The sequence below is a fragment of the Variovorax sp. J2L1-78 genome, assembly GCF_030317205.1.
GTDB lineage: Bacteria > Pseudomonadota > Gammaproteobacteria > Burkholderiales > Burkholderiaceae_C > Variovorax > Variovorax arabinosiphilus.
In genome coordinates, this window is the sequence record NZ_JASZYB010000002.1 from 129,746 (window position 1) to 151,752 (window position 22,007).

Consider the following 22,007-nt stretch of genomic DNA (forward strand, 5'->3'; position numbering starts at 1 on the left):
TGCATTGGAGGGCGACCGTCCGCCCGGCATTGTGACCAGCCGGCGACGCTGTTCGACAGTTGACACATGCCACGACGGCCTGGCAGCCCTGTATCGGCGGTGCCTGCCTCCAAAGGTCGATGCGCCGGCGCGCGGTTCGAGTTCCCATCGAACGCGCCATGAATCAGGAGTCTCCGTGAACGAATCACCCACCACCTTTCTTGCCGACCTGTCGCGTCGCCAGCTGCTGCTGGCGGGCGGCGCAGCGGCCGCGGCCGCCGCCCTGGCCCTGCCAGGCTGCGCCGCAGGTGGCCCCTTCTCATCCTCCCAACCCCTCTCCAAAGGAAACCAACCCATGCCCACCATCACCACCAAAGACGGCACCCAGATCTTCTACAAGGACTGGGGCACCGGCCAACCCATCGTGTTCTCGCACGGCTGGCCGCTCACGGCGGACGACTGGGACAACCAGATGCTGTACTTCCTCGGCAAGGGCTTCCGCGTGATCGCGGCCGACCGCCGCGGCCATGGCCGCTCGACCCAGACCTGGACCGGCAACGACATGGACACCTACGCCGACGACCTGGCCGCGCTGACCGAAGCGCTCGACCTGAAGAACGCGGTGCACATCGGCCACTCCACCGGCGGCGGCGAAGTCGCCCGCTACATCGGTCGCCATGGCACCAAGCGCGTCGCCAAGGCCGTGCTCATCGGCGCCGTGCCGCCCATCATGCTCAAGACCGCGGCCAATCCCGGCGGCCTGCCGATGGAAGTGTTCGACGGCATCCGTGCCGGCGTGGCCAGCAACCGCTCGCAGTTCTACATCGACCTGACGATGCCCTTCTACGGCTACAACCGCCCGAACGCCAAGGTGTCCGAAGGCATTCGCCGCGAATGGTGGCTGCAAGGGATGATGGGCGGCATCAAGGCCCACTACGACTGCGTCAAGGCCTTCTCGGAAACCGACTTCACCGAAGACCTGAAGAAGATCGACGTGCCCACGCTCGTGCTGCACGGCGACGACGACCAGATCGTGCCCTACCAGGACGCCGGCGTGCTGTCGGCCAAGCTGGTGAAGAACGCCACGCTGAAGATCTACCCCGGCCTGCCGCACGGCATGTGCACGACGCACCCCGAGATCATCAACCCCGACATCCTCGCCTTCATCAAGGGCTGAGGCTGACAAGGAGACCGCGATGAACCGCGTGACCATCACCACGCCGGACGGCGACTTCGCGGCCTACGTCGCACGCCCGGCCGCAGGCGCGAAGCCCGCGCCCGCCATCGTGGTCTGCCAGGAGATCTTCGGCATCAACGCCGACCTGCGCGCCACCTGCGACGAGTTGGCGGCGCAGGGCTTCATCGCCCTGTGCCCCGACCTGTTCTGGCGCCTCGAACCCGGGCTGGACCTGTCGCCGGACACCGACTGGCCGCGGGCCCTGGCGCTCTACCAGGCCTACGACCTGGACGCCGGGGTGCGCGACGTGGCCGTCACGCTCGAGACGGCCCGGCACCTACCCGGCGCCTCGGGCAAGGTCGGGCTCATGGGCTACTGCCTCGGCGGCCTCATGACCTACCTGACGGCCGCGCGCTCGACGGTCGACGCGGCTGTGGCGTACTACGGCGGCCGCACGAACGAGTTTCTGGCCGAGGCGCCGGCGCTGACCGCGCCGCTGCTGATGCACCTGGGCGAAGACGACGAGTTCATCGACAAGCCCGCACAGCAGGCCATCGTCGATGCGCTGGCCGGCAAGCCGAACGTCGAGGTCTACCGTTACCCCGGCTGCATGCACGCCTTCGCGCGGCACGGCGGCGCGCACTACGACGCGGCGGCCGCACGGCTGGCCAACGTCCGCACCCACGACTTCTTCAAGGCACGGCTGCTGGGATGAAGCCCACCCCCCGAAGCGGCGCACTGCGTGTCGCCGCCTCCCCCTCAAGGGGGCGCACCCAGCGGCCTGGCGGAGCCAGTTCCGCGGGTGCCCTGGCATCTGGCCGCGCCGGTTTCATCGGCTGCGCGTGGCGCGCGGCAACAGAGCGTCCGCAGCTTCGACCCACCCACCCCCAGGAGAAGACCATGTTCGGATTGACCACGCTCGGTGCGATTCACACCGCCATCAGCCTCGTGGCGCTCGCCGCCGGCTTCGTCTCGATCCTCCGCTTCGGCGAGATCGCGGCGGGCCGCACGGTCGGTCGCGTGTACGTGTGGGCCACCGTGCTCACCTGCCTCACCGGCTTCGGCATCTTCCAGCGTGGCGGCTTCGGCGCGCCGCATGTGCTGGGCATCGTCACGCTGGTGGTGCTGAGCCTCGCGGCGCTCGCCGGCAGCGGACGGCTCTTCGGCGGCGCGGCGCGCTATGTGGCGACGATCGCGTATTCGACCACCCTGTTCTTCCACATGATCCCGGGCCTGACCGAGACCTTCACCCGCTTCCCGCTGGGCGCACCGTTCTTCTCGAGCCCCGAGGACCCGGCGCTGCAGAAGGCCGTGGGCGCGTGCTTCGTGCTGCTCGTCGTTGGCTGCATCTTGCAGGTCCGGCGCCTGCGCGCACGTGGCACGACGTCGCTTCCCGGGGCCGGCCTCATCGGCTGATCGCAGGGCCGCGTCCCGCGGCGGCGTTCGTGCGCCTCGCGGCGAAGTGATGCTGGATCAACGCGAGGATGGCGTCGAAATCAGCGGGCTTTGCCACGTGGCAATCGAAGCCCGACGCCAGCGTTCTGGCCCGGTCGGCGGGGGAGTCATAGCCCGTGAGCGCGATCAGCAGCGGTTCGAGGTCGTCCTCGTTCTTCTGGAGACGCATGCGTTTTCCGACCTCGTACCCGCTCATGCCGGGAAGGCCGATGTCGCACAGCACGACCTGCGACCGCTGCCTCGCAAAGGCGGTCAGGGCGGTGAGCCCGTCGCGGGCGACTTCCACGTCATGGCCGGACACCTGCAGCAGCATGGCGAGCATGTCACCCGCATCCTGGTTGTCGTCGACGACCAGGACGCGCGCGGAACCGACCTCGGGTTCGTTCGCGTGCACCGGGACAGGCTCGGCGACATGGTCGATGCGTGGGAGAACGACCGTGAATTCGGTGCCTCGACCGATACCGTCGCTGTGGACCGTGATCGACCCGCCGTGCAGTTCCACCATGCTGCGCACCACGGCAAGCCCGACACCCAGGCCGCCATGGCTGCGGCTCAGAGAGCGTTCTTCCTGCGTGAAGAGATCGAAGATCCCCTCGATCGCCTCTTCGGCAATGCCGCCGCCGTTGTCCTTCAGACGCAGCACCACGGAGGCGCCGTCCTGTCGAACGCTCAGGTCGATGGTGCCATCGTCGGGCGTGTACTTGCTCGCGTTGTGCAGCAGGTTCCCGACGACTTGCGCCAGGCGCGTGGGGTCGCCGTTCACATAGAGCGGGGATGGCGGCAGCGTCAGCGTCAGCGTCTGATGCTGGGACTCGACGAGGGAACGGGTCGTCTCGACCGCTTCATCCACGAACTCGGCCACAGAGGTCGGCCTGCGGCGCAAGGTGACCTTGCCGCTGGTCACCCGCGACGCATCGAGCAGATCGTCCAGCAGGCGCGCCATGTGCGCCACCTGTCGGCCGACGATGTCGCTGATCGCCTTGACGCGCGGGTCGACCGGCTCGATCCGATCCAGCAGCGCCGCCGCACTCCGGATGGGTGCCAGGGGATTGCGCAGTTCGTGCGCCAGCATCGCAATGAACTCGTCCTGCTGCCGCTTGACCCGCTTCGCGGACTCGCCGAGTTGCTCGGCGGCGAGGGTCGCGTGAACGAGGTGCGCATTGGCCTCCTGCATGTCCTGCATGCGGCGCTCGGCCGACACCCGCAGGCTCGACGACCGGTCGCGGGCGACACCGGGTTCGTGCTGAGCGTCGCGGAGCCGGCGGTTCATCTCAGGCTCCGCGGTCGCCCAGAGGCCGGGGGTGTCCCGTGAGCAGGGCGTCCATGGCGGGGGTCGGCCCCCCGATCACCAGACCCGCATCGGTGATCTCGTAAGGCCGCAGATCATGGCTGTGGGCACTGTTGCGCACCTTCACGACGCCCATGACCCGCTTGAGCTGGCCCTGGAGTTCGACATAGCGCTGCACGATGATCGCGTCGGTCAGGAAAGCGGTGCCGTACGGGCTGAAGCGAAGGTCGGTGTATCGGTCTTCGAGTTCGGAAATCAGGAGCACCGCCACGCCCAGGCCCGTGAGCACCGCGATCATGCGATGCAGCGACTCCTGGAAGTCCTCCCGGAAGGTCGGTGCCAGGGCCAGTTCGAAGCCGGAGAGGGAATCGATCACCACCCGGGTGGCACCGGTACGTTCGATCATCTGGGTCAGCGCATAGAGCGTTTCATCGATGGACAGGTCCAGCGCGCGCGTGTCGACCACGCCCACCTGCCCGCTGGCGATCAGTTCATCCAGCTTGACCTTGTGCGAGCGCGCCGGGCTCTTCTCGAACGCGGCGAGCACGCCCTTTTCGCCGGCCCGCGCACCTTCTGCCAGGAAGGCCGCCGCGAGTTGCGACTTGCCCGACCCCGAAGGGCCGGAGACCAGCAGCGAATAGCCGGCCGGCAACCCCCCGCCCATCAGCTCGTCGAGCAGCGGCACGCCCATCGACAGCCGGGCGGGCACCGTGCTCTGCCTGCCGGGGTTGTCGGGCGGCATGTGGCCGCTGGTGATCGTGCGGGGAAAGATCTGCAGGCCGTCGCTGCTGATGCGAAAGGTGTGCAGCCCCGGGATCGTGGCGTGTCCGCGCATCTTCATGATCTGGATCTTGCGGACCATCGAGTTGCGCTCGACGCTCTGCGCCATCCACAAGATGCCGTCGGCCACGGTGAAGATGGGATTGGCCTCCGCCTCCAGGGCCACGTACTCGCCGATGAGGAAGGTGGTGGCCTGCCAGGTGGTCAGCAGCATCCCGAGCCGCTGCACGAAGCGCTGAAGATCGAGTTCGTCCTTGCCGACGACCCGTGCGGCCTGCACGACCGATCGGAAGGAATCGACCATCACCAGGGAGGGCTCGAAGCGCTCCACCTCTTCCACGATCCGCGCGAGCACCCGGTCGTAGTCGCCGGACACCAGTTCATCGGCCAGGTTGATGAAGCGGATCGAATCGTTGACCTTGGCCGCGTCGAAGAAGCTGTACTGCTGCTGGTAGCGCAGCATCTTCAGGGGCGGCTCGCCCAGCACCGTGAAGAAGATGGCGCGACGCTCGGGGTTGGCGAGCGCGAACATGATCTGATGCGCGAGCGTGGTCTTGCCCGAACCGGGGGCTCCCGCAATCAGGTTGAAAGAGAATTCCGCAAGCCCGCCGGTCAGGAGCGCATCGAGGCCCGGGACGCCTGTGGGCAAGCGCTGGATGACAACCTTGTCGATCATTGAAGGCTCTCGTGAGAAGTGAGTGCGGCATCGGGCATGTTCCAGGCGGAATGCAGCATGCGCCGAGTCAAGGGCTGCCCGATCAGGGAGATGAGGTGATCGACCAGGGTGAGAAGCAGGATTTGACCCGCCGAACGGCAGCCGGCTGGCGGGCGTGCCGCCAGGTCCTCGCGCAACGCGTCGAGTGTCTTTTCGGTGATGACTGCAGAGGGCGCAATGGTCCATCCGATGGCGTCGCGCGTGCGATGCACGGCATGGGCAATCAAAGAGGAAGCGGCCTGCACGCCCACCACGATGGTGAGTTCTGCATGCAGGGATTTCAGTGCGCCAATGATGGACTTCGCAACTTCGGCAGAGGGGACGCCGTCACCGGCGCACTGCGAAATCACTCGCTTGACTATTTCGCTTGGCATGGCCCTCCAGCTCAGGATGTGAAGTGCTCTGTTGCCTGTCCCTGGCACCTGCCATGGGGCATGGTATTGCCAAGCTGTTGAACGGGACCGGGGCTCGAACGGAACCGGGGTGGCCTGACACTACCTCATTTCTGCCGGCCAGGCCGTAGGCATTTTGCCGGCATTCGATGCCGCCAGTGCCTTCGGCGCCGGGAAAAGCAGCCCAGGTCGCCGCTCGTCGCAACCGGAGGTGTCAGTCCTGCAGGCAGAGGTACTTGAGCTCGAGGTAGTCCTCGATGCCATGGCGCGAGCCTTCGCGGCCCAGGCCCGACTGCTTCACGCCGCCGAAGGGCGCGACCTCGTTGGAGATCAGACCGGTGTTGATGCCGACCATGCCGGTTTCCAGCTGCTCGCTCACGCGCCAGAGGCGGCGGCGGTCTTCGGTGAAGAGGTAGGCCGCGAGGCCGAACTCGGTGGCGTTGGCCATCGCGACGGCTTCTTCCTCGGTCTCGAAGCGGAAGATCGGCGCCAGCGGGCCGAAGGTCTCTTCGCGCGCCACGCGCATCGCCTGCGTCACGCCGGTGATCACGGTCGGCGTGAAGAAGGTGCCGCCCAGCGCGTGCGCCTGGCCACCGGTGCGCAGCTGCGCGCCCTGCGTCAGGGCGTCGTCGATGTGCTGGCGCACCTTGGCGACGGCGCGCGCGTCGATCAGCGGACCTTGCGTCACGCCGGCGTCGAGGCCGTTGCCCACGGGCATGGCCTCGACCGCCTGCACCAGCCGTTCGACCAGCGCGTCGTGGATGCCGGACTGCACGTAAATGCGGTTCGCGCACACGCAGGTCTGGCCGGCGTTGCGGAATTTGGACGCGACGATGCCCTGCACGGCCGTCTCGAGATCGGCGTCGTCGAAGACGATCAGCGGCGCGTTGCCACCGAGTTCGAGCGACAGCTTCTTGATCGTCGGCGCACACTGCTGCATGAGGATGCGGCCGACGCCGGTCGAGCCGGTGAAGCTGAGCTTGCGCACCACGTCGCTCTCGCACAGGGCAGCGCCGATGGCGGGCGCATCGCCTGTCACGATCTGCAACACGCCGGGCGGCAGGCCGGCTTCGATGGCGAGCACGCCGAGTGCGAAGGCGCTCAGCGGTGTCAGTTCGGCCGGCTTCACGACGATGGTGCAGCCCGCGGCCAGCGCGGGGCCGACCTTGCGGGTGATCATCGCGGCCGGGAAGTTCCACGGCGTGATGGCGGCGCACACGCCGATGGGTTGCCTAAGCACCACGATGCGCTGGCCCGCGCGCTGCGGCTGCAGCACCTCGCCGTCGACACGCTTGGTTTCTTCGGCGAACCATTCGAGGAAGGATGCGGCGTAGGCGATCTCGCCCCTGGCCTCGGCCAGCGGCTTGCCCTGCTCGAGCGTCATCAGGCGGCCGAGGTCGTCCTGGTGCGCGAGCATCAGGTCGGCCCAGCGCCGCAGCACCTGGGCGCGTTCGCGCGCGGTGCGGGCACGCCATGCGGGCAGCGCGGCGGCAGCGCCGGCGATGGCGCGTTCGGTCTCGGCGCGGCCCATGTGCGGGACGGTGGCGATGGCTTGGCCGGTCGCCGGATCGGTCACGTCGACGGTGCGGCCGCCGTCGGCCTGCACCCATTCGCCGTCGATGAGGCCGGCCTGTTTCACCAAGTCGGCGCGGGCCAGCCCGAAGTCGAACGCTGCGCTCATGCCTTCAGTGCCTCGTCGATGATGTCCAGCGCCCGGTCGAACTGCGCATCGGGGATGGTCAGCGGGTACAGGAAGCGGATCACGTTGCCGTACATGCCGCAGTTCAGCAACAGCAGGCCGTGTTCGAGCGCCTTGGCCTGCACGCGCTTCACCGCGTCGGCGTCGTGCGCGCCGGTGGCCGGGTCGCGCAGCTCGATGGCGACCATCGAGCCCTGGGCGCGCACGTCGGCGATGGCCTTGTTCGATTCCTTCGCGGCCAGCAGGCGCGCGACCAGCTTGGCGCCCAGCGCGGCCGAGCGCTCGCACAGCTTCTCGTCGGCGATCACGTCCAGCACGGCGAGGGCCGAAGCGACGGCCAGCGGGTTGCCGGCGTAGGTGCCGCCCAGGCCGCCAGGTGCGGGCGCGTCCATGATGGCCGCGCGGCCAGCCACGGCCGACAGCGGCATGCCGCCGGCCAGGCTCTTGGCCATGGTGATCAGGTCGGGCTCGACGCCGTGGTGCTGCATCGAGAACAGCTTGCCGGTGCGCGCGAAGCCGCTCTGCACCTCGTCGGCGATGAAGACGATGCCGTGCGCATCGCACAGTGCGCGCAGGCCCTTCATCAGTTCGGTCGGCGCGGGGTTGAAGCCGCCTTCGCCCTGCACCGGCTCGATGACGATCGCGGCGACGCGCTGCGGGTCGATGTCGGTCTTGAAGAGCTTGGCCAGTGCGGCCAGCGAGTCGGCGGCGCTCACGCCTTCGATGGCGCTCGGAAAGGGCACGTGGAACACGTCGGCCGGGAAGGGGCCGAAGCCCAGCTTGTACGGCGCGACCTTGCCGGTCATGGCCAGCGTCATCAGCGTGCGGCCGTGGAAGGCGCCGCCGAAGGTCACGACGCCAGCACGGCCGGTGTGGGCGCGAGCGATCTTCACGGCGTTCTCCAGCGCCTCGGCGCCGGTGGTGAAGAAGGCGGTCTTCACCGGGCCGCTGATGGGCACCAGCGTGTTCAGGCGCTCGGCCAGCGTGACGACGCTTTCGTACGGAACGATCTGGTAGGCCGTGTGCGTGAACTGCTTCAACTGCGCGGCGATGGCGGCTTCGATGCGCGGATGGCGGTGGCCGGTGTTGACCACCGCGATGCCGGCGGCGAAGTCGATGTATTCGCGGCCTTCCACGTCCCACAGGGTCGCGTTCTCGGCGCGCTGGGCATAGAAGTCGCACATCACACCCACGCCGCGGGGCGTGGCGGCGAGGCGGCGGGTCTGGAGTTCGCTGTTGCGGGTCATGGTCGGGTCCGGTGAAAGGGTGGGTCGGGCAGCAGAAGGAAAGCGTGATTGAATGATGGATTGGCTCCATCGAAAAGATCCGCTTCTTGCGATTGAATGGAGCCAATTCAACCCCACCGCTTTCTCCACCCATGAAGTCCATCTGCGCCGACCTCGTGCTGCAACGGCTGGCACCCGACGCCGCGACCGCGCTCAACCGGCAGCTCTACGAGTGCCTGCGCGAAGCCATCCTCGACGGCAGCCTGCCGCCGTCGAGCCCCCTGCCCGCCTCGCGCGACCTGGCGCGCGAGATCGCCATGTCGCGCAACACCGTGCTGCACGCCTATGCGCAGCTGCAGGCCGAGGGCTACGTGCATTCGCATGTGGGCAGCGGGACCTTCGTGGCCGAGACCGCGCCCGACAGCTTTCTCAGCGCCGGCCGCGCATTCGCCGAGCCGGCCGCTGCCAGCGCCCCGGTACGGCTGTCGAAGCGCGCGCAGGCGCTGCTGGCCAATGCCTCGGCGTCGCCGGTGCAGTGGGGCGCCTTCATGCCCGGCGTGCCCGACGTCACCCAGTTTCCGCACCGCACCTTCAGCCGCATCCTCACGCGACTGTGGCGGGCGCCGGCACCGGAGCTGCTGACCTACGCCACCGGCGGCGGCCACCCCGCGCTGCGCACCGCCATCGCCGAGCACCTGCGCGTCGCGCGCTCGGTGCGCTGCGAGCCCGACCAGATCCTCGTGACCGAAGGCGTGCACCAAGCCATCGACATGGCGCTGCGCATGCTGGTCGACCCGCGCGACACGGTGTGGGTCGAGGAGCCGGGCTACTGGGGCTTCCACAAGGTGCTGCAGATGGATGCGGCGCGCGTGCGGCCGCTGCAGGTCGAGACGGCCGACGACGGCCCGGGCGCCGGCTGGCCGCGCGGTGGCACGCCGCCGCGGCTGGTCTTCGTGACGCCGTCGCACCAGTACCCGCTGGGCGCGGTGATGAGCCTGGCGCGGCGGCGCGAGCTGCTCGACCATGCGCGCGCCGTGGGCGGCTGGATCGTCGAGGACGACTACGACAGCGAATTCCGCTTCGCCGGCCGCCCCATCCCCGCCATGCAGGGGCTGGAGGCCGACAGCCCGGTGATCTACATCGGCACCTTCAGCAAGACGCTGTTCCCCGGCCTGCGCGTGGGCTACATGGTGCTGCCGCGCGCGCTGGCGCCAGCCTTCCGCACCGCGCATGCCGACCTGTACCGCGAGGGCCACGCCATCACGCAGCAGGCGCTGGCCGAGCTGATCACCCAGGGCCACTACGCCGCGCACATCCGCCGCATGCGGGTGCTGTATGCGCGGCGGCGCGCGCTGCTGGTCGGGCTCATCACCGAGCACCTGGGCAGCGACTATCTGCACCCGCAGGCCAGCAACGCCGGGCTGCACCTGGTGCTGCGGCTGCCCGACGGCTGCGACGACGCCGCGGTGGCCGCCGCGGCGCAGGCGCAGGGCGTGCTGACGCGGCCGCTGTCGGCCTACTACCAGCGCAGCGGCCCCCGCCGCGGGCTGCTGCTGGGCTACGCCTGCGTGCAGGAGGCGCACATCGCGCCGGCGTTCGACGTGTTGCTGCGCTGCCTGCGGGCGGCGGACATCGGGTAGACAGGAAGGGGCTGAAGGGCACGGGCTGGCGTCGACCCGGCGCGACGTGGCGGGGGCCTACCCACGCAAGCGGCGGACAAATTCGGCGATCGCCACGCCCTCATCGAGGTAGGCGATCTTGTGCCCGTGAATGTCGAGGTACTTCTTCTCGGCAAAAGGCTGCTCGGGGGTTCGGGTTGGATGTTGCGTCATGTTCTTTGTCATCGACAGGTGTGTGATGTCCGAGCGGGGTTCAACGCGCAGCGTCGATGATCATTCCGCCATCGGGCGTGAGGCTGTAGCCCGTGATGAACTGGGCATCCTTGGTGGCGAGGAACAGGATCACCGGCGCGATGTCCTCTTCCGGCGAGCCGTTGCGATCGAACACGTTGGGCAAGGGTGGCCTGTCGCTGCCAAAGGTATCGGCGATCGGCATGACGTTGTTGACGGTGATCTTGTCGGCACCCCACTCCCGCGCGGCAACGCGCGTCAAGGCACGCACAGCCTCCTTCGCCATGCCATAGGGCGCATATCCCACCATGCCCAGGAGGCCGCCTGCGGAGCCCAGATTGATGACGCGGCCTTGGCCGCTGGCCTTCAGGTAGGGGTGGCAGGCCTGCATGGTGCGCAGGTAGGCGACCGGCCCGATGTCGAAGTTGCGCTGAAGTTGCGCCGCGGAAAGGTCGAGCACCGGGGAGAACACCGCGGAGGAATCAAAAGCGTTGTTTACCAGGATGTCGATGCCGCCCCAGGTCGTGGCCACCTCCGCCACGGCAGCCTTGATCTGATCGGCGTCACCGACGTCGCAGCGAACACCGATGGCCACGCCGCCCGCGGCCTCGATGTCGGCCACCACCGCATCGATGTTCGCTTGCGTGAGCGAGAGCACCGCCACCTTCGCACCTTCCGCCGCGAACAGCTTGGCCGTGGCGCGGCCGATGCCGCGGCCCGCGCCGATGACGATGGCCACTTTTCCATGGAGTCGAGTCATGCATGTCTCCTTCAGATGAGAGGTGCCCGGGTCACCGTCGCCGACGGTGCATAGGGCGACGGGAGTTCGCGAGCGGCGTTTTGCGTCACGAAGGAAGCCACCAGGAGGACCAGTCCCACGGCGGCGGGAACCGCGCCTGCGGGCTTGCGGACACCGAGGTGCGCCAGACCGGACAGGATCAGGTGATAGAGGATGCCGGCGTAGGCGAGGTCACTGAGCGCCACGTTCATGCGCGACAGGATCGCGAGAGGACCGAGGACCTTGACCCCGATCATGAAGGGCACCAGGTAGCTCGCGGAGTAGCCAAGGTCCGCCTGCGCCTTGCGGACAAAGTCGCCCTTCGCGATGTACATGGAGGCGGAGGCCAAATAGAGCAGCGAGAGCAACGCGGTGCTGAGCCAGTAGGTGTAGGTAGCGGCCATGGGATTCTCTGGATCAGTTCTTTGAGTTCAACATGCAGTGAGGATGTCGACTAAGATGAAAACTGACAAGTAGGATGAAAAAATGCCGCCTAGTCTGGAAAACCAGACCATTGAGGACTCCGGCCTCAACATGCATGAGGAGATGCGCCGCGCATTCGCCCTGCTCTCGGGCAAATGGAAACTGGAAATCATGTGGCTGATCAATCAGCGCGTGTATCGCTTCGGCGAGCTGCGCAAGGCCATTCCCGGCATCACCCAGCACATGCTGACGGCGCAGCTTCGCGAGCTGGAGGCAGACGGCTTGGTGGTGCGCACGGTGTTCGCGGAAGTCCCCCCGCGCGTCGAATACGAAATCACGGAAAAGGCGCGTGGGCTCGGCCCGGCGATGGAGGCACTTGCGGCCTGGTGGCGCCAGTACGGGCGCAGCGTGCCGGTCAAGACGGCGATGCGCGGCCGCAAAGCCAAGGCAGCCGAATCGAAGTCGCGGTGAGGGTCGACACGCACGATGCCCGCCCCCTTGAACGCGCAGCATCCTCGCCCTCCTCGCCCTCCTCGCCCTACATCGGCGCGCTTTCGACAGTGCGCGGCCCGATTCGAACACTCCGCACCCCGGCCCGGTGAAAGAATGGTTCCCATGCAAGCAACCACCCCCGAAGTCGTGGCGGACGAAGCCGCCATCGCCGCCGCCGCCCATGCCCTGCGGGGCGAGGCCGTCGCCATGCTGAGCGAACTGGTCACGCACCCGTCGCTGCTCGGCCACGAGCAGAGCGCGCAGACCTTCATGGCGAAGGCCTTCGCCGGCCTCGGCCTGCAGGTGGACGAATTCCAGATCGACGAGGAGAAGCTGAAGGCCCACCCGGGCTACTCGCCCTCGATCGTCTCGTACGAAGGCCGCACCAACGTGGTCGGCATCCACCGCCCTGGTGGCCCGTTCAAGGGCAACTCGCTGATCTTCAACGGCCACATCGACGTGGTGCCCACCGGCGCCGAGGTGCTGTGGACCGATTCGCCCTTCTCCGGCAAGGTCGACGGCGACCGGCTGTACGGCCGCGGCGCGTCGGACATGAAGGCGGGCATCGTGGCCTACACGATGGCCTTCCAGGCGCTCAAGTCGCTGGGGCTCGAACCCGCGTCGCCGGTGTACTTCCAGTCGGTGATCGAGGAGGAATGCACCGGCAACGGCGCGCTGGCCTGCCTGGTGGAAGGCTACCGCGCCGATGCGGCCGTCATCCCCGAGCCGATCGCCGAGAACGGCGTCATGACCTGCCAGATGGGCGTGCTGTGGCTGGCCATCGAGGTGCTGGGCAAGCCGGTGCACGCCTCGGTCGCGCAGACCGGCGTGGGCGCCATCGACTTCACGATGTACCTCTTCGGCGAGCTGAAGAAGCTCGAAGCCAAGTGGAACGCGCCGAGCGCGCGCTACCGCAGCTACGCGCACCACAACCATCCGGTGAACTTCAACCTGGGGAAGATCAGCGGCGGCGAGTGGGCCTCGTCGGTGCCCTCGGCCTGCCGCGCCGACGTGCGCATCGGCTTCTACCCCGACATGAAGGTCGCAGAGGCCAAGCAGCAGGTCGAGGCCGTGCTGGCCGCCGCCTACGAAGCCCACCCGGCCCATGCGGCGCTGAGCTACAAGATCATCTACGAAGGCTTCCAGGCCGACGGCTGCCATGTGCCGGACGACGCACCCATCGTCGTCGCCATCTCGCAGTGCCACAAGGACGTCGTCGGACAGACGCTGGTGCCGACCGCCTTCACCGGCACGACGGACACCAAGTTCTTCAACCTCTACGGCGAGACGCCCGCCATCTGCTACGGCCCCTCGGGCGGCGCCAACATCCACGGCATCGACGAGTGGGTGTCGATCGACAGCCTGATGCAGACGACCGCGGTGCTGGCGGTGTTCATGGCGCGCTGGTGCGGGGTGAACCAGCGGGCTTGACGGCAACGCCGATCGGCGAGCCGGTCAGTCCGCGTCGATGTCGTTTCTGCCCAAGTAGTGCTTGGGCGTCTTGCCCATCACGCGGCGGAACATGGCGGTGAAGGCGCTGGGGCTCTCGTAGCCCAGGTCCATCGCCACGGTGGTGACGGCGGTGCCCATCGAGAGGCGCCGCAGCGCCTCCATCAGGCGCAGTTGCTGGCGCCACATCGTGAAGGTGATGCCGGTTTCGTCGCGGAACAGCCGCGTGAGCGTGCGGCGACCCAAGGCCCCGAAACGCGCCCAGTCCTCGAGGTCGCCTTCGCGGCCCGGGTCGGCCAGCAGCGCCTTGCAGATGCGCAGCAGGCGCGGGTCGTTGGGCATCGGCACGTGCAGCGGCACCTTGGGCGCCGCGCAGATCTCGTCGAGGATGAGCCGCATCACGCGGCCGTCGCGCCCCGCCTCGTCGTACAGCAGCGGGATATCGATGGCCTCGATGATGAGCTGGCGCATCAGCGGCGACACCTCGATCACGCAGCATTCGTCGGGCAGGTCGGGCGACGCGTCGGGCTGGATGTAGAGCGAGCGGTTCGACACGGGCTGGCCGCGCGCGTGCATTTCATGCTCGATGCCGCCGGGCACCCACACGGCGCGGTTGGGCGGCACCAGCCAGGCGCCTTCCTGGGTGTGCAGCGTGAACATGCCCTTGACCGCATAGGCCAGCTGCGCGCGCGGATGCGAGTGGCGCGGGACGATCATCGACGGCTCGGGGTCGTGTTCCACGATGATCATCGAGACCGGTCGCGGGATGTCCTGGTAATCGACGGCGAGCTGGCTGCGGACGGGATTCAGACTGTGCATCACGGTTCTTTCGCACGCAAGAAATGCGCCAAAACAGGACGGCCGACTCTGGGGCGCGCAAGCGAAAAGGTCAAGTCGTCGCCACGATGGCCCACGCGAAACAGAACTCGGCTCGAACCGCGCAAACAGCGCAAGGGGGCGTCCCTACACTGAATTCGCCGTTCGACGGACACCGCACTGCCGGTGCGCAGCCCCCTCTCCTTCTCTCCCAAGGACACCTCATGAAGAAGCGCGAATTCCACAAGTTGTTGCTAGCGGGCGGCGCCCTGGGCCTGGCCGACTTTCCACTGGGCCTGACGCAGGCCTTCGCCCAGGGCACGGGCGGCGTCAAGGGCGGCACGCTCAACTCCATCGTCCAGCCCGAACCGCCGATCCTGAACCTGGCCGTGAGCCAGCTCACGCCGACGCAGATGGTGTCGGGCAAGATCTTCCTGAGCCTCCTGACCTACGACGTCAGCCTCAAGCCGATGCCCAGCCTGGCCAAGAGCTGGACCATCTCGCCCGACGGCAAGACCTACACCTTCAAGCTCGAGCCCAAGGCCAAGTGGCACGACGGCAAGCCGCTGACGTCCGAGGACGTGGTCTACACGGCGATGGAATTCCTGCCGCTCACGCATCCGCGCGCCAAGGCGATCTTCGGCCGCTGCGAATCGATCACCGCGCCCGACGCCCACACCGTGGTCTTCAAGCTCAAGGAGCCCTTCGGCCCCTTCATCGGCGCCTTCGACATCTCGAACCTGCCGGTGATGCCCAAGCACATCTATGCCGGCACCGACGTGGTCAAGAACCCGGCCAACCTGAACCCGATCGGCTCGGGCCCCTTCAAGCTGAAGGAATGGGTGCGCGGCTCGCACATCCACCTGGTGCGCAACGACGACTACTTCAAGCCCGGCCTGCCCTACCTGGACGCCATCATCTACCGCGTGGTGCCCGACGGCGCCTCGCGCGCGCTGGCGCTGGAGAACGGCACGGTGCAGCTCACGCAGTGGACCGACCTGGAACTGTTCGACGCCCAGCGCCTCTCCAAGAAGCCGAACCTGGCCGTCACGACCAAGGGCTACGAATACTTCGCGCCCATCATGTGGCTGGAGATCAACAACCGCAACGCGCCGCTGAACGACAAGCGCTTCCGCAAGGCGGTGATGCACGCGATCGACCGCACGTTCATCAAGGACAAGATCCTCTACGGCTTCGGCAAGGTCGCGACCGGCCCGGTCAACTCGAAGACGAAGTTCTACGAGCCAAACGTCACGACCTACGACTTCTCGATCGCCAAGGCCAAGGCGCTGCTCGACGAGATGGGCCTCAAGCCCGACGCCAAGGGCGTGCGCACCACCGTGCGCCTGCCGGTATCGCCCTACGGCGAGATGGTGCAGCGCACCTGCGAGTACATCCGCCAGTCGCTCGCCAAGGTCGGCATCGCGGTGGTGCTGGAGTCGACCGACCCGGGCAGCTACACGCAGCGCATCAGCAACTGGGACTTCGACATGAACCTGTCGTGGCTGTACCAGTTCGGGGACCCGGCACTGGGCGTGACGCGCAACTACGTGTCGAGCAACATCCGCAAGATCCTCTTCACGAACACCGAAGGCTACGTGAACCCGCAGGTCGACAAGCTGGCCGACGAGGCCGCCGTGGCGGTGGAGGATGCGAAGCGCCAGGCGCTGTACAGCGAGATGCAGAAGATCATCGTGGACGAGGTGCCGATCGCCTGGCTGGTCGAGATGGAATTCCCGACGATCTACGACAAGCGCCTGCAGAACCTGGTGACGAGCGCCATCGGCATCCACGAAAGCTTCGACACGGTCTACTTCAAGGGCTGAGCACCGGCCGCTATGAATCTTCAATGGCTCCAAGGCCTGGGCGCACTCGGCGTGCGCCTGGGCAAGATGGTGGCGGTCATCCTGCTGATCGCCATCTTCAACTTCATGCTGGTGCGCGCGGCGCCCGGCGACCCCGCGCTCGTGATGGCGGGCCAGTCCGGCGCCACCGACGAGGCCTTCCTCAAGCGCGTGCGCGCGGAATACGGCCTCGACCAGCCGATGCCCACGCAGCTCGCCACCTACCTCGGCAAGGTGGTGCGGCTCGACCTGGGCTATTCGCACCGGCAGCAACGCACCGTGCTCAGCGCCATCCTCGAGCGCCTGCCCGCTACCTTGCTGCTGACCCTCTCGGCCTTCGCCATCTCGCTCGTGGGCGGCGTGGTGCTGGGCAGCCTGGCCGGTGTGCGCGCCGGGAAGCTGTCCGACACCCTCATCAGCCTGATCGCGCTGGTGATCTACGCGACCCCCGTCTTCTGGCTCGGCCTGATGCTGGTGCTGCTGTTCTCCGTGCAGCTGGGCTGGCTGCCGGCCTTCGGCTACGAGACCATCGGCGTGACCATGAGCACCTGGGCCGGCATCGTCGACAAGCTCAGGCACCTGGCGCTGCCCGCCTTCACGCTGGGCATGCTGTACCTGGCCATCTATGCGCGGCTGATGCGCTCGTCGATCATCGAAGTGAGCCACCAGGACTACGTGAAGACCGCGCGCGCCAAGGGCGCATCGGATGGCCGCATCCTGTGGCGCCACATGCTGCGCAATGCGCTGTTGCCCGTCGTCACGATGGCGGGCGTGCAGGCCGGCACGCTGATCGGCGGCTCGGTCGTGATCGAGACCGTGTTCGCCTGGCCCGGCCTCGGCCGCCTCACCTACGACGCCGTGCTGCAGCGCGACTACCAGGTGATGCTGGGCGTGTTCCTGGTGCTGTCGGTGCTGGTGATCTTCTTCAACTGGCTGACCGATCTTCTCTACCGGGTCATTGATCCACGCATCAAGGCCGCCTGATGAAAGCCATCGTCCAATCCTTCCTGCGCCACCCGAGCGGCATGCTCGGCCTGGTGATCCTGCTGGCGGTGATCGTGCTGGCCGTGACCGCGCCCGTCTTCTTCCCGGGCGACCCCTGGGACACCGTGGCCGCACCGTTCACGCCGCCGCAGACCGACGGCATGCTGCTGGGCAGCGACAGCCTGGGCCGCGACATCGCCTCAGGCATCGCGCACGGCACGCGCGTGTCGCTGATGATCGGCGTCATCTCCACCTTCGTCGCACTGGTGATCGGCGTGGTGGTCGGGGCGCTCTCGGGCTACGTGGGCGGGCGTGTCGGCGAATGGCTGATGCGCTTCACCGAGCTGTTCCAGACCATCCCGGCCTTCATGCTGTGCATCCTGCTGGTGGCGATCCTGGAGCCATCGATCCGCACGGTCGTGATCGCCATCGCGCTGGTGAGCTGGCCGCAGGTCGCGCGCCTCACGCGGGGCGAGTTCCTCGCGCTGAAGGAACGCGAGTTCGTGCAGGCGGCGCGCTGCCAGGGCGAATCGCCGCTGTCGCTGATCGTGCGCTACATCCTGCCGAATGCGCTGTCGCCGATCATCGTGGCGGGCTCGCTGGCCGTCGCGAGCGCCATCCTGATCGAGAGTGCGCTGAGCTTCATGGGCCTGGGCGACCCCAACCTCATGAGCTGGGGTTTCATGATCGGCTCGGCCCGCACCATGCTGCGCCAGGCCTGGTGGATGAGCTTCTTCCCCGGCCTCGCCATCCTGCTGACCGTGCTGGCCATCAACCTGGTCGGCGAGGGACTCAACGACGTGCTGAATCCGAGGATCTCGCGCCAATGACCGCCTCGAATTCATCCTCTGCGCTGCTGTCGATCCAGGACCTGTCGATCGTCCTGCCGAGCTCGGGCGACCGCGCCTACGCGGTGGAGCGCCTGTCGCTGGACATCGCCGAGAACGAGATCGTCTGCCTGGTCGGCGAATCGGGCTCGGGCAAGTCGATGACGGCGCACGCCATCCTCGGGCTGCTGCCGCCGCGCGTGACCATCGACGCCAGGAGCCGTGTCGTGCTCGAAGGCACGGACCTCACGAAGCTCGACGACGCCGCCATGCGCAAGCTGCGCGGCGAGCGCATCTCGATGGTGTTCCAGGAGCCAATGAGTGCGCTGAACCCGCTGCAGCGCATCGGCGCGCAGGTGGCCGAGGCGCTGCAACTGCACAACACGGCGGGCCTGAGTGCCACGGCCATCGAAGAACGCTGCATCGCGATCGTCGACGCGGTGGGCCTGCCCTCGCCCCGGCAGATCGTGCGCAGCTACCCCTTCCAGCTCTCCGGCGGTCAGCGCCAGCGCGTGATGATCGCGATGGCCTTGCTGAACAACCCGCGCCTGCTGCTGGCCGACGAGCCGACCACCGCACTCGACGTGACCACGCAGCGCCAGATCCTCGACCTGATCCAGACGCTGCAGGCCGAACGCAAGATGGGCGTGCTTTTCATCACGCACGACTTCGGCGTGGTGGCGGACATTGCCGACCGTGTGGTGGTGATGCGCCACGGCCGCGTGGTCGAGCAGGGCACGCGCGACGCGGTGCTGCGCCACCCGCAGCACGAGTACACGCAGGCACTGATCGCCGCGGTGCCGGGGCGCCATGCGCGCAGCACGGCGCTGTCCGGCAAGACGATCGAGCCGCTGCTGAAGATCGAGCAGCTGAAGAAGACCTTCGTCTCGAAGTCGGGCCTGTTCTCACCGCCGCGCACGGTGGTGGCAGCCGACGGCATCGACCTGGCCATCCAGGACGGCGAGACGGTGTCGGTGGTGGGCGAATCGGGCTCGGGCAAGTCGACGCTGGGCCGCATGGTGATGCGCCTGATCGAACCCGACAGCGGAAGCATCACCTTCGCCGGCCAGCCGGTGCTGGGGCAGGACGCGGCGGCGCTGCGCGCGTACCGCAAGGACGTGCAGATCATCTTCCAGGACCCCTTCGCCTCGCTCAACCCACGGCAGAAGGTGGGCGACGCGATCGCGCGCGGACCGATGATCTACGGTGCGTCACGCGCCGACGCGCTGAAGGCCGCCGCCGCGCTGCTGGAGCGCGTGGGACTCGGCGCCTCGGCCGTGAACCGCTTCCCGCACGAGTTCTCGGGCGGGCAGCGCCAGCGCATCTCGATCGCGCGCGCGCTGGCGCTCAAGCCGCGGCTGCTGATCGCCGACGAGGCCGTCTCGGCGCTCGACGTGTCGATCCAGTCGCAGGTGCTCGCACTGCTGGCCGAACTCAAGGCCGAGCTGGGCCTGACCATGATGTTCATCACCCACGACCTGCGCGTGGCCGCCGAGATCTCGAACTCGGTGGTGGTGATGCAGAAGGGCCGGATCGTCGAGCGCGGTGCACCGGGGCAGCTCTTCGCCAACCCGCAGCACGCGTACACGCGCACGCTGCTCGGTGCGATGCCGGGGCTGGACTTCTTCGAACACAAGCTGGCGGCATGACGACCACCACATCGCCCTCCGTCGATCTGGGCTGGCACATGGGCGCGCCCTCGCTGGCGATCGACCCCGATGCGCTGTCGCCCGAACGCATGCGTGCGCGCTTCAGCGGCATGCGCGAGACCAGCCCGACGGTGAACGTATGGCGCGGCGCCGGGCCGGTCAGTGCCTTGCCGCGCGCGCTGCGCAACGACATCGATGCTCTGACCTTCGTGCCGCTCGGCGCGCAGACGCCGATGCGCTGTGACGCCTCGCTCGCCGCGAACCACACCGACGGCATCGTCGTGCTGCACCGCGGCCAGGTCGTCTACGAGTCCTTCGACGGTCCGCTCAAGCCCCACAAACCGCACGTCTGCATGTCGGTGACCAAGTCGTTGGTCGGCACGCTGGCCGCGGCGGAGATGGTGGCCGGCCGCATCGACCCCGACGCGCTGGTGCCCGTGTACGTGCCCGAACTCACCGACAGCGCCTGGGGCAACGCCACCGTGCGCCAGGTGATGGACATGACCACCGCGCTGCAGTACGACGAGGACTACGCCAATCCAGCCGCCGAGGTGTGGGCCTATCTGCGCGTGGCCGCCCAGCTGCCCGGCATGCCCGCGCCCGCCGGCAGCCCGATCGGCATCCGCGCATTCCTGCAGACCCTCCGCGCCAACGGCACGCACGGCGAACGCTACGCCTACAAGACGGTCAACACCGAAGTGCTCGGCTGGATCCTCTGCAACGTGACCGGCCTGCCCCTCGAGCAACTCATCGAGGAACGCCTGTGGACGCCGATGGGCGCCGTGCAGGACGCGTACTTCGTGGTCGACCCGCGTGGCCAGGCCGGTGCCGGCGGCGCCTTCAGCGGTGCGCTGCGCGACATGGCGCGGTTCGGGGAGACGATGCGCTGCCGGGGCTTCTTCAACGGCCGGCAGATCGTTCCGGAAGCCGCCGTGGCCGACGTGGAGCGCGGCGCCGACCCCGCGCACTTCGCGCAGGCCGGCTACACGCTGCTGCCCGGCTGGAGCTACCGCAACCAGTGGTGGATGACGCACAACGCGCACGGGGCGTACTGCGCGCGCGGCATCCACGGCCAGAATATCTATGTCGATCCGAAGGCCGAGATGGTGATCGCGCGCTTCGCATCGCACCCGAAAGCGGCGAGCGCGAACACCGACCCGACCACGCTGCCGGCGTACCACGCGCTGGCTCAACATCTGATATCCGCTTCATGACTGCTCCTACCGTCGTCGCCCTCCTGAGCCAAACGGCCAAGCTCGATTTCCTGCGCCCCATGCTGGAGGCCGCCAACCCCTCGCTCGATGTCGTCATCTGGCCCGATCCGCGCTGCTTCGAGGCCGAAGTCGCAGTGTGCTGGAACTCCCCGCCCGGGGTCTACGCGAAGATGCCCCGGCTGCGCCTGGTGCACAGCATCGCCGCCGGCGTCGACAACGTGGTCGCCGGGCAGGACGTGAGCGCCTTGCCTGTCTGCCGTGTGGTCGACCCCATGCTGGCCGAAGGCATGCTGCAGTTCGTGCTGTGGGGCGTGCTGCATTTCCACCGCAAGCTCGACCAGGCGATGGCCAGCCAGCGCATTCAGGAGTGGAAACGCCCGCGACAGACGCCCGCGTCGTCGTGCCGCGTCGGGCTGATGGGCATGGGCGAACTCGGCGGCCACATCGCCAAGCGCTTGCCCTCCCTCGGCTACCCCGTGAGCGGCTGGGCACGCACGCCGCGCGAGATCCCGGGCATGACGATGTTCAGCGGCGAAGAAAGCTACGACGCCTTCCTTGCGCAGACCGACGTGCTGGTGTGCCTGCTGCCGCTGACGGCGCAGACGCGCGGCATCCTCGGCGAACGCACCTTCTCGGCCCTGCCCCAGGGCGCGGCGCTGATCCACTGCGGCCGCGGCGAGCACCTGGTCGAGGACGACCTGGTCGCGGCGCTGGGCAGCGGCCAGCTGCGTGGCGCCATCGTCGACGTGTTCGAGCAGGAGCCGCTCCCCGCCGACCACCCGTTGTGGACCACGCCGGGCCTGGTCGTCACGCCCCACATGGCGACCATGGCCACCTACGACGTGGTGGTGCAGCAGGTGGTGCGCAACATCGGCCAGATGCACGAAGGCGCCCCCTACTTCAACCAGGTCGACATGGCGCGCGGGTATTGATGGAACACCCCCGAAGCGCCTTCGGCGCCTCCCCCTCG

21 protein-coding genes are annotated in these 22,007 nt (G+C 67.9%); 12 read left to right on the forward strand and 9 right to left on the reverse strand.

The features are described from left to right. The first annotated feature begins 175 nt into the window (after nucleotides 1–175). The 3 genes from QTH86_RS14390 to QTH86_RS14400 all read left to right on the forward strand — a co-directional run bounded on the left by QTH86_RS14390 (nucleotide 176) and on the right by QTH86_RS14400 (nucleotide 2,572). The gene (locus tag QTH86_RS14390) at nucleotides 176–1,156 is read left to right on the forward strand and encodes an alpha/beta fold hydrolase (RefSeq protein WP_444813831.1); all 981 of its coding nucleotides are present in this window, start codon (nucleotides 176–178) and stop codon (nucleotides 1,154–1,156) included. Nucleotides 1,157–1,175: 19 nt separating this feature from the next. Beyond that, a complete protein-coding gene (locus QTH86_RS14395) occupies nucleotides 1,176–1,871 on the forward strand; it encodes a dienelactone hydrolase family protein (protein WP_286646905.1) in 696 nt (231 codons plus the stop codon). Nucleotides 1,872–2,056: 185 nt separating this feature from the next. Beyond that, a complete protein-coding gene (locus tag QTH86_RS14400; RefSeq protein ID WP_286646906.1) occupies nucleotides 2,057–2,572 on the forward strand; it encodes a hypothetical protein in 516 nt (171 codons plus the stop codon). On the opposite strand, the gene QTH86_RS14405 is transcribed toward QTH86_RS14400, so the two are convergent. The 5 genes from QTH86_RS14405 to QTH86_RS14425 all read right to left on the reverse strand — a co-directional run bounded on the left by QTH86_RS14405 (nucleotide 2,562) and on the right by QTH86_RS14425 (nucleotide 8,732). After that, entirely contained in the window at nucleotides 2,562–3,881 is a 1,320-nt protein-coding gene (locus tag QTH86_RS14405) for a hybrid sensor histidine kinase/response regulator (RefSeq protein ID WP_286646907.1), read from the reverse strand. The two genes, QTH86_RS14400 and QTH86_RS14405, sit on opposite strands and share 11 nt — an antisense overlap. Nucleotide 3,882: 1 nt before the next feature. Then, on the reverse strand, nucleotides 3,883–5,355 hold the full coding sequence (locus QTH86_RS14410; protein WP_286646908.1) for an ATPase domain-containing protein: 1,473 nt from the start codon (nucleotides 5,353–5,355) through the stop codon (nucleotides 3,883–3,885). After that, nucleotides 5,352–5,768, reverse strand: a complete 417-nt coding sequence (locus QTH86_RS14415; protein ID WP_286646909.1) for a hypothetical protein — start codon at nucleotides 5,766–5,768, stop codon at nucleotides 5,352–5,354. The genes QTH86_RS14410 and QTH86_RS14415 overlap by 4 nt, the downstream gene beginning before the upstream one ends. A gap of 232 nt (nucleotides 5,769–6,000) precedes the next feature. Next, nucleotides 6,001–7,467, reverse strand: coding sequence for an NAD-dependent succinate-semialdehyde dehydrogenase (locus QTH86_RS14420; protein WP_286646910.1), 1,467 nt, complete (start codon nucleotides 7,465–7,467; stop codon nucleotides 6,001–6,003). Then, the gene (locus QTH86_RS14425) at nucleotides 7,464–8,732 is read right to left on the reverse strand and encodes a 4-aminobutyrate--2-oxoglutarate transaminase (RefSeq protein ID WP_286646911.1); all 1,269 of its coding nucleotides are present in this window, start codon (nucleotides 8,730–8,732) and stop codon (nucleotides 7,464–7,466) included. The genes QTH86_RS14420 and QTH86_RS14425 overlap by 4 nt, the downstream gene beginning before the upstream one ends. A gap of 131 nt (nucleotides 8,733–8,863) precedes the next feature. Here QTH86_RS14425 and pdxR point away from each other — a divergent pair, with 131 nt between their 5' ends. Next, nucleotides 8,864–10,351 carry a MocR-like pyridoxine biosynthesis transcription factor PdxR gene (pdxR, locus tag QTH86_RS14430; protein WP_286646912.1) on the forward strand — a complete coding sequence of 496 codons (1,488 nt, stop codon included), beginning with the start codon at nucleotides 8,864–8,866 and terminating at the stop codon, nucleotides 10,349–10,351. Between the two features lie 57 nt (nucleotides 10,352–10,408). On the opposite strand, the gene QTH86_RS14435 is transcribed toward pdxR, so the two are convergent. From QTH86_RS14435 to QTH86_RS14445, 3 genes are read right to left on the reverse strand one after another with little or no spacing between them, the layout of a single operon-like run. Further along, entirely contained in the window at nucleotides 10,409–10,555 is a 147-nt protein-coding gene (locus QTH86_RS14435) for a hypothetical protein (protein WP_286646913.1), read from the reverse strand. Nucleotides 10,556–10,583: 28 nt separating this feature from the next. Continuing rightward, nucleotides 10,584–11,321, reverse strand: a complete 738-nt coding sequence (locus QTH86_RS14440) for an SDR family NAD(P)-dependent oxidoreductase (RefSeq protein ID WP_286646914.1) — start codon at nucleotides 11,319–11,321, stop codon at nucleotides 10,584–10,586. A gap of 11 nt (nucleotides 11,322–11,332) precedes the next feature. After that, complete coding sequence (locus QTH86_RS14445; RefSeq protein ID WP_286646915.1) at nucleotides 11,333–11,743, reverse strand: DoxX family protein; 411 nt, start codon at nucleotides 11,741–11,743, stop codon at nucleotides 11,333–11,335. A gap of 82 nt (nucleotides 11,744–11,825) precedes the next feature. Here QTH86_RS14445 and QTH86_RS14450 point away from each other — a divergent pair, with 82 nt between their 5' ends. Beyond that, nucleotides 11,826–12,233: a winged helix-turn-helix transcriptional regulator gene (locus QTH86_RS14450; RefSeq protein ID WP_286646916.1), complete on the forward strand. Its 408-nt coding sequence runs from the start codon at nucleotides 11,826–11,828 to the stop codon at nucleotides 12,231–12,233. A 144-nt stretch (nucleotides 12,234–12,377) separates the two neighbouring features. Continuing rightward, entirely contained in the window at nucleotides 12,378–13,685 is a 1,308-nt protein-coding gene (locus QTH86_RS14455) for an ArgE/DapE family deacylase (protein WP_286646917.1), read from the forward strand. Nucleotides 13,686–13,709: 24 nt separating this feature from the next. Here QTH86_RS14455 and QTH86_RS14460 read toward each other — a convergent pair whose 3' ends face one another. Beyond that, nucleotides 13,710–14,522: an AraC family transcriptional regulator gene (locus tag QTH86_RS14460; RefSeq protein WP_286646918.1), complete on the reverse strand. Its 813-nt coding sequence runs from the start codon at nucleotides 14,520–14,522 to the stop codon at nucleotides 13,710–13,712. Nucleotides 14,523–14,743: 221 nt separating this feature from the next. Here QTH86_RS14460 and QTH86_RS14465 point away from each other — a divergent pair, with 221 nt between their 5' ends. From QTH86_RS14465 to QTH86_RS14490, 6 genes are read left to right on the forward strand one after another with little or no spacing between them, the layout of a single operon-like run. Further along, a complete protein-coding gene (locus QTH86_RS14465) occupies nucleotides 14,744–16,345 on the forward strand; it encodes an ABC transporter substrate-binding protein (protein WP_286646919.1) in 1,602 nt (533 codons plus the stop codon). Nucleotides 16,346–16,357: 12 nt separating this feature from the next. Beyond that, nucleotides 16,358–17,347 carry an ABC transporter permease gene (locus QTH86_RS14470; protein WP_286646920.1) on the forward strand — a complete coding sequence of 330 codons (990 nt, stop codon included), beginning with the start codon at nucleotides 16,358–16,360 and terminating at the stop codon, nucleotides 17,345–17,347. Continuing rightward, nucleotides 17,347–18,177, forward strand: a complete 831-nt coding sequence (locus QTH86_RS14475) for an ABC transporter permease (RefSeq protein WP_286646921.1) — start codon at nucleotides 17,347–17,349, stop codon at nucleotides 18,175–18,177. The genes QTH86_RS14470 and QTH86_RS14475 overlap by 1 nt, the downstream gene beginning before the upstream one ends. Then, nucleotides 18,174–19,823: an ABC transporter ATP-binding protein gene (locus QTH86_RS14480; RefSeq protein WP_286646922.1), complete on the forward strand. Its 1,650-nt coding sequence runs from the start codon at nucleotides 18,174–18,176 to the stop codon at nucleotides 19,821–19,823. The genes QTH86_RS14475 and QTH86_RS14480 overlap by 4 nt, the downstream gene beginning before the upstream one ends. Beyond that, nucleotides 19,820–21,037 carry a serine hydrolase domain-containing protein gene (locus tag QTH86_RS14485; protein WP_286646923.1) on the forward strand — a complete coding sequence of 406 codons (1,218 nt, stop codon included), beginning with the start codon at nucleotides 19,820–19,822 and terminating at the stop codon, nucleotides 21,035–21,037. The genes QTH86_RS14480 and QTH86_RS14485 overlap by 4 nt, the downstream gene beginning before the upstream one ends. Further along, nucleotides 21,034–21,969 (forward strand): 2-hydroxyacid dehydrogenase, encoded by a 936-nt coding sequence (locus QTH86_RS14490; RefSeq protein ID WP_286646924.1) that lies wholly within the window; start codon nucleotides 21,034–21,036, stop codon nucleotides 21,967–21,969. The genes QTH86_RS14485 and QTH86_RS14490 overlap by 4 nt, the downstream gene beginning before the upstream one ends. The last annotated feature ends 38 nt before the right edge of the window (nucleotides 21,970–22,007 follow it).